The 10729-nt window shown below is 59.5% G+C and carries 12 protein-coding genes and 1 pseudogene; 9 read left to right on the top strand and 4 right to left on the bottom strand.

The annotated features are described in order from the left end of the window. The 4 genes from O4G74_RS14155 to O4G74_RS14145 all read right to left on the bottom strand — a co-directional run. A partial coding sequence (locus O4G74_RS14155) for an efflux RND transporter periplasmic adaptor subunit (RefSeq protein WP_269403212.1) occupies positions 1-929 on the bottom strand: 929 nt, incomplete at its 3' end. Beyond that, a complete protein-coding gene (locus O4G74_RS14150; protein ID WP_034813616.1) occupies positions 926-2221 on the bottom strand; it encodes a TolC family protein in 1296 nt (431 codons plus the stop codon). The genes O4G74_RS14150 and O4G74_RS14155, both read right to left, overlap by 4 nt. A gap of 73 nt (positions 2222-2294) precedes the next feature. Beyond that, positions 2295-2603, bottom strand: a complete 309-nt coding sequence (locus tag O4G74_RS16480; RefSeq protein ID WP_034813617.1) for a DUF2946 family protein — start codon at positions 2601-2603, stop codon at positions 2295-2297. A 123-nt stretch (positions 2604-2726) separates the two neighbouring features. Then, positions 2727-3191 carry a MerR family transcriptional regulator gene (locus O4G74_RS14145; protein WP_084333203.1) on the bottom strand — a complete coding sequence of 155 codons (465 nt, stop codon included), beginning with the start codon at positions 3189-3191 and terminating at the stop codon, positions 2727-2729. Positions 3192-3272: 81 nt separating this feature from the next. Here O4G74_RS14145 and O4G74_RS14140 point away from each other — a divergent pair, with 81 nt between their 5' ends. The 9 genes and pseudogenes from O4G74_RS14140 to O4G74_RS14100 all read left to right on the top strand — a co-directional run bounded on the left by O4G74_RS14140 (position 3273) and on the right by O4G74_RS14100 (position 10594). Then, positions 3273-3734, top strand: a complete 462-nt coding sequence (locus O4G74_RS14140) for a hypothetical protein (RefSeq protein ID WP_034813618.1) — start codon at positions 3273-3275, stop codon at positions 3732-3734. Between the two features lies 1 nt (position 3735). Next, positions 3736-4353 carry a cation transporter gene (locus O4G74_RS14135; protein WP_034813619.1) on the top strand — a complete coding sequence of 206 codons (618 nt, stop codon included), beginning with the start codon at positions 3736-3738 and terminating at the stop codon, positions 4351-4353. Positions 4354-4519: 166 nt separating this feature from the next. Continuing rightward, positions 4520-4726: pseudogene (locus O4G74_RS14130) on the top strand (transcriptional regulator domain-containing protein); the annotation flags it as partial. An 87-nt stretch (positions 4727-4813) separates the two neighbouring features. Beyond that, the gene (locus tag O4G74_RS14125) at positions 4814-5347 is read left to right on the top strand and encodes a DNA -binding domain-containing protein (protein ID WP_051607688.1); all 534 of its coding nucleotides are present in this window, start codon (positions 4814-4816) and stop codon (positions 5345-5347) included. Between the two features lie 52 nt (positions 5348-5399). After that, the gene (locus tag O4G74_RS14120) at positions 5400-6224 is read left to right on the top strand and encodes a DNA -binding domain-containing protein (RefSeq protein ID WP_051607689.1); all 825 of its coding nucleotides are present in this window, start codon (positions 5400-5402) and stop codon (positions 6222-6224) included. 528 nt (positions 6225-6752) lie between these two features. Further along, positions 6753-7316, top strand: coding sequence for an antirestriction protein ArdA (locus tag O4G74_RS14115; protein ID WP_034813620.1), 564 nt, complete (start codon positions 6753-6755; stop codon positions 7314-7316). Positions 7317-7321: 5 nt separating this feature from the next. After that, positions 7322-7795: a hypothetical protein gene (locus O4G74_RS14110; RefSeq protein ID WP_034813621.1), complete on the top strand. Its 474-nt coding sequence runs from the start codon at positions 7322-7324 to the stop codon at positions 7793-7795. Further along, positions 7792-9813 carry a ParB/RepB/Spo0J family partition protein gene (locus O4G74_RS14105; RefSeq protein ID WP_269403211.1) on the top strand — a complete coding sequence of 674 codons (2022 nt, stop codon included), beginning with the start codon at positions 7792-7794 and terminating at the stop codon, positions 9811-9813. The genes O4G74_RS14110 and O4G74_RS14105 overlap by 4 nt, the downstream gene beginning before the upstream one ends. 457 nt (positions 9814-10270) lie before the next feature. Beyond that, positions 10271-10594, top strand: a complete 324-nt coding sequence (locus tag O4G74_RS14100) for a DUF736 domain-containing protein (RefSeq protein WP_013301513.1) — start codon at positions 10271-10273, stop codon at positions 10592-10594. Positions 10595-10729: the final 135 nt, after the last annotated feature.

Here is a 10729-nt window from a genome sequence, read left to right as displayed (position 1 = left end):
GCCAGGACGCGGCCATCCTCCTGCTGGAATGTCACGGTCTGGCCTTCGCTGACCTTGCCGAGATCTTCCTTGTAGACGGCGATGTCGGCCCAGACGACGCTATCATCGATGATGACAAAGATGGGCGCGCCGCCAGCCGATACGGTTTCTCCAAGAGAAACGCTCCGCTGAATCACCTCTCCGGCAAGGGGAGCCGTCACATAGGCTTGTGCAAGCGACCCATCCGCAGCCTCATTAAGCTTGTCCAGTGTGCCATGACCAATGCCGATCGCATGAAGCCTGTTTTCAGCAGCTTCCCGGCCGGCATTGGCTGCAGCGAATGCCGCACGCGCCGACTGCAGATCGGCCTCGGCGGTGATTTTCTGCTCCCAGAGGTTTTCCTCACGCTCAAGCTCGGCTTGCGCGAGGCGCTCGGCGCTCAGGGCATTCAGATAATCGGCCTTTAGGCCGGCGAGTTCACGACTGGTCAGCCGGGCAAGCGTGGCGCCGGCTTTCACGATATCGCCTTCGCCTGCATAAAGTTGGGCAACGGTGCCCTCGACCTGTGGCGAGACCCTTGCGACACGGTCCGCATCGAAACGGATCTCGGCCGGCAGTTCCAGCTGGCCCGAAACCGCTCCGGTTTGGGCTCGCCCGGTCCGGATACCGGCAGCTTCCGCCTCCTCGGCGGTCAGCTCGACATGATCGCCGCCTTCACCTTCGTGTTCGGTATGACCGCCTCCATCTTCATGTCCCTCATGATCGTCGCCATCGGCCTCATCATGGCTTTCATGCTCCTCATCACTACCGTCCTCGTGGTCGTCATGGCCATCTTCGGCTTGTGGGGGCGTCCGGTTTGCACCAGACGAATCGGAGGCGTCACTGCCGCAAGCACTAAGATACAAAAGCGCTGGAGAAAGCAGCGCCGCATAGAATAAATTCAGTTTCATTCGATCTCTCCTTCGAACGGCGCGGCGCCAATCAGCGCACGCAACCGCAGCGTGTATGTCTGGAGCGCCAGCCGGGCATCGATTACGGCGGCGCGGGTTTCAATCAGACTGCGCCGCGCATCGAGCGTGGCTGTGAGGTCGAACTTGCCAACCCGGTAGCCCTCTGCCGCAGCTGTATAGGCTTCTTCTGCGAGCGGCAGCGCTTCGCCCTCGAGACGCTGCAAGCGAGACTTCGCAGCCCGCACCTGCGCGGCGAGGCTCGCTTGCTCGGCCCGCAACCTTGCCTCAACAGTCTGTGCTGATAGCTCGGCACTCTGGGTACGTAATCCCGCCGCCCGCGTTGCGTCCTGATTGCGGTCAAAGACCGGCAAAGGAACACTGACACCCGCCAGAAACGCGCTATCGCCCGTGTCCTCAAATCTTCGGACACCAGCCGATACGGTTATATCAGGCCATGCGCCAGCGCGGGCCCGGTCCGTCGCCGCGCTACGAGCCGTCGCTCCGGCCTTAGCCGCCGCAAGTGACGGATGAACGCCAGAATCTGGTTGAGCCGACCCACCCGCCGGATCTGTTACGATTTCCGCAGTGCCAGACAAGACAAAGTCGATCTCTGGACTACCCCAAACGGACGCAAGCGCTAGCCCTTTGGCTTCGACCTGGCCCCGCGCACCATCCGCAACCGCCTGAAGCGCTGCTGCTTCAGCCCGCGCGCGCAGCAACTCAGGCGGAGCCGACGCTCCAGCGTCCACGCGGCGCTGGACGACGCCAGAGAACTCGGATGCGAGATCGGCTGAGGCCTGAGCGACCTCGGCCATGTCGTAAGCGGCACGAAGTTCCAGATAGAGTTCCCCTGCGAGTTTCTGAGCTTCCAGGCTTCGTACAGAACATTCGGCACTCGCCAATGCGGCTTCAGCTCTGGCGGCCCGCTCGGAAAGTCTTCGTTTGTCGCCAAGCTGTAAGGTCTGCGCCACTGCCAGGGTCGTCTCGTAGGCATTGAAGCCTTCAAGCGATCCGCTGCCGGCAAAGTTCTCGGTTTCGACAGACAGAGATGGATTAAGCCAACGGCTCGCCTGATCGGCGTCGGCCGATGAAGCTTTCGCCTCGAGAGCCGCCGTCAGAACTTCAGGCGAAGCATTGGCGGCGCGAGCAATAGCCGCGTCGAGCGTCAGTGGTTGGGATAGATCATAGTCAGTCGCGCTGACATAGACAGAACTACACCCTTGCGCATAGGCCGTACCGGCCATGACCGGCAGGGCGAGCGCGGTGATCGCGCTGCATATAATAATTTTCATTTTTGCTGGTTTCCTCGTCCAGATTCAACGACAGCGAGGCCGTAGCCACGCAAAATATTCCTGTGTCGTTGGTCTAGGCGCGAGGAGGACGGTAAAGACCGTCTGGGCGGAGGTTCTCGAGAAAAGAACCGCCAGGCAACAAATGTTTTGTCTGCACGACAGACTTCGGAGCGCCGCTTAGATCGCCGCCGCCTATCAGATGGAAATGACAGCTTCCGCACTGATGCGCGGTATGGTCATGACCTTCATGCGATGGCTCCTTATCAGGGGCATCTTGGGCCAGCTCACTCGTAGAACATTCCTCTGCGGCCTGATCGCCCGGATGCATGATATCCGCCGCAGCCGTCATCGGCGCAATAACAAAAGCTATCGCCATCACCATGACGAGCAACCTTCGTAAACACGTTATGACTTGGAACGGAAACATGATTGCTGGCTAGCTACTTTCTTTTACGATCGGGTAAACAGGCTCACTCTCTTTTTAGCACCTCCAGTCACTGGAGGGTCAAGCGCCTTTTGACGGAAGCCCTGCAAGCACCTCGGCGCCATCATGCTGTTCGTGCAAGCAATTCTCGTGCTGGCCAAGGGCAGCGAGCACAGAGCAGGATCCGATCTTGCCGCCTTCGCAAGCGCGGATCATGCGCTTGAGCTCGGCCTCGAGCGCCTCCAATTGGGTCAGCCTGCGGCGAACCTCGTCAAGCTGGCGACGTGCAATCTGGTCAACCAGGACGCACTCCCTGCCTGGCTCTACCTGCAGCGAAATCAGTTCCCTTACCGCTGAGACGGGAAACCCCAGATCCCTTGCATGACGTATAAAACGGAGACGCTCTACAGAGTCCCCTGCGTACAACCGCTGTCCGCTTGCGCTGCGTTGCGGCTCGTCGAGCAGGCCAATGGATTCATAATAGCGGATTGTCGTGACTTTTACGGCCGTCGCCCCTGACAGTTTTCCGATCGTCATCAAGGCCATGATAGCGCCCCTTGCCCCTCTAGTTACTGTAGACTGCAGGAAATAACCTAGACGGCTGAAAACACAAGCGCAGGAGGCAACATGAGTGGCGATACGACAATCCAGATACTCGGCATTGCCACAGGTGGCGCAGTTGCTGTGATTCCTATTTGGTCTGCAGCCTTCCCCGCGCAGAGAATTTGGCTCCCGCAGCGTTATTCGCGTTTTGTGGCACCAATCATCTGGATGGGTACGATCACGAATTTCGGAGCGGCGCTGTCGATTGGGGCTTCAGGTAGGGCAACCGCTCCCGTACCCTGCTGGGCGATATTCGGCCTCGGGTTTGCCCCTCTCATCATCGCGAATATGGTGGTTTGGCGCGCAGATTTCCGGTTCGGTTTCGACGAGACACCAGGAGCCAAGGGCACACTTGCCACCACAGGGCCCTACCGCTACTCCAGCTATCCTCAATACGCTCGCAATACAAAGCTTTCTAACGGAGACGCTTCGGTAAAATTCTTACGGTGCATCTCCCCTCACAGACAACGCATGGTAAAATCATAGGATGGGTAGCGAAGACTTGAAAATCGAGACGTCAGACGAGCGCCGAACTCTTCAAATCGTACTATGGCTAAACATACTCATAGCCATTGGCTTTTTTGTCACAGGCTGGTTCGGCGACTCCAATGCCCTCCTGGCGAACGGGCTGGATAATTCCTCGGACGCGGTTGTGTATGGCTTGAGCCTGCTTGCACTTACACGTTCGCGGATCTGGAAACGCAACGCCGCTCGACTGTCAGGTGGAATGCTTCTTGTATTTGCCGTCGGCGTCGCCGGCGACGCAATCCGTCGATACTTTGAAGGATCTGAACCCCTCGGTCTCATCATGCTGGCAATGGCCGCGATTGCAGGTGTTGTAAATCTGATCTGTCTCTGGCTTTTGAAAAAAATAGAAAAGAAGGATGTAAACCTGCGAGCCGCTACAACATTTAGTTTCAATGACTTCATCTCGAATGGGGGGATCATTATCGCGGGCGTAATCGTACTGTGGACTGGGTCCAACTGGCCAGATCTGCTTGTCGGATTGGGAGTCGCGGCGATTGCGGTATATGGTGGAATCGATATTCTGCGCGATGCGCATGCTGATAAGCATCAGTCAGGTGATGCCCCAAACCCGGAATGAAACAAGTGCGTAAAATTCTCAAAATGGTGCGCGCGCAGCGTCATTGAGCCTCGCATGATGGGCTCCCAAGCGTTACCGTAACAAATATCTACTCAATCAACTTTCTATTCCGGCATTGAATTTGCTTTCCCTGTTTAGTTGAATCTCTCTTGGGGAACGAGGACAAATGTCCCGGCTGGCAGATCATATAAGTGCTTATGACTACACATGGTTGTTGTCAGACAGCAGATGGGCCTGGGAGTTCCTGCGCCGAAACCGCCGGTTTCTTGAGGACTCGTCGCTTCCTTCCGCGAGTGAGCTTAGTTTCGCTCCCGCCTGCCATCAGATCACCCTCGTGCGCCCTAGAGCCTCTCAGGCGCTTGCTGAGCGATGGGGGCTCGCCTTCTTCCCGGATCCAGAGGATAGCGGCCTTGAAGCCGACGCGTTCTGGTCGGGAGGTCTCTATCCGAGGCGGGTTCACATGCAAGTTTCTCCGAGTGGTCCTAATGAATCCTGTGAATTCTATGATCGCACTGTTGGCATCTGCAGGATCACGCACTTCACCGACCTCGCCGGCCGCGAACAATTTCTTCTCAAGGGAAATGGCTGCGTCATTCAGGTATTCTGCACGGGCATGTCACTTCTCGCCCGCGAACCTGTCAAGCTCAGCTTCATCATCGACAGTCTCGACGAATTCCAGGCCAAGCTGAAAACGCTCCAGCGCGCCCAGCGTGTCTATGATCCGCAAGCAGCGGCGGATATCCCGGAATGGACTCGCCATTCCTTGGCCCTTCGCAATGCACTGGTCGCACTCGATTGTCATGATGCCAAACTCTCATATTTTGAGACGGCGCGGTTTATATATGGCGAAGAACGGGCCCGCGAAGCCTGGGACAGCCCAAGCCGAGCGATGAAAGACGAGATGAGACGTGCCCTTGCCCGCGGCCGTGACCTGCGGGACGGCGGTTATGCAACGCTTCTCGGACCCGTCGAAAACGCGCTTCTTTTAGCCTGAAGTAGAATTTTGGCACCTCTTTTGCAGCACCCGCTTGTGAAGGAGGCACCTGATGAGTCCCGCCGACACACCCTCGGTCCGTATTGATCTGGATGACTACGCCTATACTTGCCGACTCTCCAGAAGTCGCTGGGCTTGGGAATTTCTTCGGCGAAATAGCGAATTCAGGCAAGCCGCCCTGCGGGCTGGCGACTCACAGATATCTGAAAAGCCAGCCTGTCATGGCATCCGGCTACTCCGGCCGCTATGCGACCAGATCGACGCTGAGAAATTCGGCTTGGTTTTTTTTCCCGACATAGACGCGAATGGCTACGAGGCCGACGTCTTCTGGATCCCTGCCCTCTATGCTCGCGCCCTGACCATGCAGGTCGTACCGCGTCATCCGAGCGAGCGCGACGATATTTTCGAGCAGACGATCAATGTGTGTGAAGTCACCCACCTCACAGATCGCGTCGGCCGGGAATACCTGATGATCCGTGGGCACGGCCACAGCATCCAGGTCGCTTGTTCTGGTCTGTCACTACTCAGCGTCGAACCCGTCCGCATGAAACTGATCATCGATAATGTGTCGAGCATGGACGAAACACTTAAAGTCATCGGCAAGGCTCAGCGTATTCTTGGCAAGGACGATCCGAGTTTCAACGACACCTGGACACGCTCATCGCTTGCGTTTCGCAATGCGCTCATTGCGCTCGATGCGCATGAGACCGGTCTAACTTATTTTGAAACCGCTGCCATCATCTATGGCGAGGATCGCGCCACCGAAGCCTGGCAGAGCCCCAGCCGGGCCATGAAAGACGAAATGCGCCGCGCCCTCGTGCGAGGACGTGAACTCCGGGATGGCGGATACAGGGCCCTCCTGACTGCACAGACCTGAGCAGATCCAATTTGGCATCAGACCTTGATCCGGCGATCACCCCTCGCTGACGCGAGGGGGCTGTTTCGCGGGCGGCACGCCGCCAGCGGCCCGGCTCGTCTCCGGACCCCTGGTCTGCCCTCTCGGGCAGCCCAGCGGCATGCGGGTGTCTCGCCGGTGATCGCGCCAGGCTGCGCTTCCCACTGCAGGGCAGAGGGGTCGCAGCCTGCCTGGCCTTTGAAAGCGGTTCTGGGACGGTAGGAGTGACCATCTAGCTGCAGGCGCAGCAGAGCTATTCCTGCCCGGCCTATGCCCATTCCCCAGGCGTCCATGACAATCTCCCTCTCAGACGGGGGTGGGCGGACGACCGGTCTGCCCGGACCCGCCGCTTGCGCAAGGTGCCGGGACTGAAGGCGTCTGGAAGTTGTCGCGGCGTCCTACCTTTCCGCCTTGCGCAACCGGCTAACGGGTCCGGCCTGCCGGCCTTCTCGCCGCCCACCCCCGCCTGATGCGGGAGGGACATTTGGGCGGGGAGACGAGACTGACGCCATGACCACACCGCAACCTTCAGCCCCCCTTGCGGCAGACGCTGCACCCACATCTCCAGACCGGCCCCGTATCTATGTAGCCTGCCTTGCCGCCTACAATAATGGCTGCCTGCACGGGCGCTGGATCGAGGCCACCACGCCGGATGAGGTGATGGACGAGGTTCGCGCCATGCTGGCAGAGTCGCCGCTACCGGACGCCGAGGAATGGGCGATCCATGACTATGAAGGCTTCGAAGGCGCGCAGCTTTCCGAATATGCGAGCTTCGAGACAGTCTGTAATCTCGCCGATTTCATTGCAGAGCATGGCAGACTTGGCGCGCTGGTCCATCGCCATTTCGGCGATGATCTTGAGCAGGCCGAGGCGGCTTTCGACGACTATGCAGGCACCTATGCCAGCCGGGCAGACTTCGCCGAGGAGCTGCACCGCGACACCGGCACCGATATCCCCGCAGCCCTCGAATACTATATCGACTGGTCAGCGCTCGCCCGCGACATGGAGCTCAATGGCGACATTATGGTGTTCGAAACAGGGTTCGAAGACGTTCACGTCTTCTGGACGCGGTGAGCGCCATGACCTTTACTACCCGCTTCAACACTTATGCCTCTGAAGACGACACGATCAGCTGCGAGGCCGAGGGCTTCACCTTCACGGCCCGGATTGTCGTCGATGATTGCCCAGATGCGCCCGACCAGCGGCAGGATGGGTTCTGGCCCTCGCTTTACAAGAATGCGCCCGGTTTTATCGGGCCGGGCAACGGATTCCGGCAGCGCTTCGCCGATGCGCAGGCCAAGGCCGAAGCCGTCATGGAGGCATGGCGCAAGGGTGAGTGGTTCTATTGCGGGATCGTGCTTTCGGTCGAGCGCAACGGCATCGAACTGGACCCTCATGCCGCGAGCCTCTGGGGCGTCGAATGCAATTATCCCGGCACAGATAATAGCTACCTCACCGTAGTTGCGAATGAGCTTCTGCCGGAGGCGCTGGACGCAGGCCGCGCCGCTGCCTCGCGTCTTGCCGCGACCGTGACAGGCTGGGCTTCGACATGAGCGCGGCCCGCTGCCTCACTGAATTGCTTGGCCCACGGCCCCGGCTGACGCTGGTCATTGCCGAGGCCCAGGTCGCCGAAATCTGGGTCGAGGGCCGCGCACCCCTGATCACGATCCGCGATTATGACTGGGGCGAAACCGACCCCGAACCAAGCCGCGACCGCGACGGCTTTCCCTTCACCAAGATCAACTGGAGAGGTCCGGCATGGGCGCTGGGTCTCTCGCTTCACCCGCCAGCAAAGGAGACCTCCATGGCACAGCCCGACCTCAAACATATCCCGCTCGACGAGCTTCGGATTTCAAAACTAAATATGCGGCATGGAAGGAAGAAGCCGGACGTATCCGACATTCTGCCATCCATCCGCGAGAGCGGCCTCCGCCAGACTTTGCTGGTCCGCCGCGAGGGCAAATATTATGGCGTCATTGCCGGACGCCGCCGATTCTTCGCCCTGAAAGAGATTGCTAAGCAAACGGGAGAGACGCCGCTGGTCCCCTGCGCAATAATGACAGAGAAGGATGCGGCATCCGCGATTGCCGCCTCCGTGATTGAGAATGTCGGACGCCTGCCAGCGACCGAAATGGAGCAGTATCAAGCCTTCAAGCGCCTGCATGATGAAGGCAAGGCGATTGAAGATATCGCCACCTTTTTCGGGGTGACCGAACTTCTGGTGCGCCGTGTGCTCGCACTTGCTTCGCTCGCCGAACCGATCCGCAAACTCTATGCCGAGGACGAGTTGGACCGTGAAACGATCCGTGCGCTGACACTCGCCACACCCGACCAGCAGGCCGAGTGGCTTCGCCTCATTGAGAGCGAATCCGAACGCGCACCGATAGGCCGGTCCTGCAAAGCATGGATCACGGGCGGCACGACGATCACAACGGACAAAGCGCTGTTTGATCTCGAAACCTATGAGGGACAAGTGACGGCTGACCTGTTCGGCGAGCACGGCGTTTTCGCGGATGCAGACCAGTTCTGGCAGGCCCAATCCACCGCCATTGCCGAGCGGATCGAGGCTTACAAGGCCGGCGGCTGGGCCGATGTCATCTGCCTTGAGCGCGGGGCGTATTTCCACCGATGGGACCATGTCCAGTGCGCCATGGAAGATGGCGGGAAGGTCTTCATCGAAGTCCGGCATGACGGTACGGTCCAGTTCCATGAAGGACAGCTGACTTCCGCCGAAGCCCGCAAGCGGCAGCAGCGATCGAACGGCGAAGGCGATACGGTTCCGGCAGAAATCCGGCCTGAAATGTCCGGCCCGCTCGCGGAATATATTCTGCTCCACCGCCATGCCGCCGCGCAGGCGAGCCTTGCTGCGTCGCCCGCTATTGCGCTGCGTCTGATGGTGGCGCATGCCATGGCGGGGAGCGCGCTCTGGGACGTGCGTCCTCACGAGCTTCGCGCCCGGAAAGATGAGACGCAGGCGAGCGTCGAAGGCTCGACATCTGTGGCCGCACTCACCGAAAAATCGGCTCATACTGACGCCTTGTTCAAGGCGCTGAACGTGAACCCGGCCCTTCGCCGGAACGGCGATGACTACCGGCTGTGCGAGCTTTTCTCTGCGCTGCTCGCCATGTCGGATGAGGAAGTTCTGACGGTTCTGGCAAGTGTCATGGCCCGCACGCTCGAGGCCGGGAATGGCATTGTCGAAGCCGTCCTGCATGTCTGCGGCACCGACCTTTCGGCGGCGTGGAAGCCCGACGATGTGTTCTTCGATCTCACGAAGGACAAGCGCGCCATCAATGCGATGATTGGAGATATTGCGACCCTGTCGCTCGCGGAATCGTGCCGCGCCGAGACGGGCAAGGCGCAGAAACAGGAGCTTGCGAACCGGATCAGCGGGGAGGGTTGCGAGGCCAATCCTGACTGGCGACCGGGCTGGATGCAGGTGCCACCGACCCGCCTTGTCGAGGGGGCCGGATCACCGCCCGCCGATGCGTGGACACGGATTGCGAGCCTGTTCGAAGCGGGGGCGGAAAACGCGTCCGATGAGACGCCTGAGCATCAGGACGCTGCCTGAATAATCGTCTCCTGTTCAGCCAGCTTGAGGAGCCGCCCGGTGCCTGTCACCGGGCGGCTTTCCGCTTTCTGGGACTGGGGACTGTGGCTCCGATACCTGGGCGACCCATGAAAATACCTTCAAAAATATCGCGCGTCTTGAGGTCTCGATGGACAATCGAGACGCGTGTGATGAGGGGTCTGATTTCTTCCCGAAAAGCGTGTCACTGACCCCTTGTTTCCGTCTTTGCCTTGAAGACCTGGACGCGGACTGAGCGGCCATGAAACCGCCTGGGGCGAAGAAATTTCCCCGCCGCTTTGCGGCTCCTCGCGCAGCAAATTTCATCGCCCCAGGCGGTGCTCCGCATGCGCTTCGCCCCTATCGGGTTCTAGCCGCTCAGCCCCCGTCCGGGCGGTCCGGCGTCGACGGGGACAAGGGGTCCCCGGGAGACACGCCAAGGAAAGAAAAGGAGACCCCTATGGCAAACGCACTCGGATATGTCAGCGAGACCAAGTCCGGCTTTGAAGGCACCCTCGCAATGATGAACCTCTCTGCCGCAATCCGCATCGAGAAGAATGCAGAAAAGACCGAAGAAGGACATCCGGACTACCGCATCTATGCCGGTGAAACCTCGACCGAAATCGGCGGCGGCTGGATGCGCAAGTCGAAGGCATCGGGACGCGACTATGTCTCGCTGACGCTGGCAGACCCGCAGATCGGACCGCGCCGGATTTTCGCGAACCTCGCCCCGGTCAAGGGCAAGAAAGGCCGGCACGTCATTCTCTGGAACGCGCGCGACTAGGGTAGATCACAGCCTTGCCAAGCCGCTCCGGAGACACCTCCGGAGCGGTCTTCTTTCATGCCGAAAGGGTCTGAAACGAAGGTGCTGATACGCCTATCAGCGCTGCATTCTAACGTGAGGTTTCTTTGGGAATTC

Source organism: Henriciella marina, assembly GCF_027213945.1.
In the GTDB taxonomy this organism is placed as follows: Bacteria; Pseudomonadota; Alphaproteobacteria; order Caulobacterales; family Hyphomonadaceae; genus Henriciella; species Henriciella marina_A.
The sequence above is the reverse complement of the archived record's forward strand: the minus strand, read 5'-3'. Positions and strand labels throughout refer to the sequence as shown.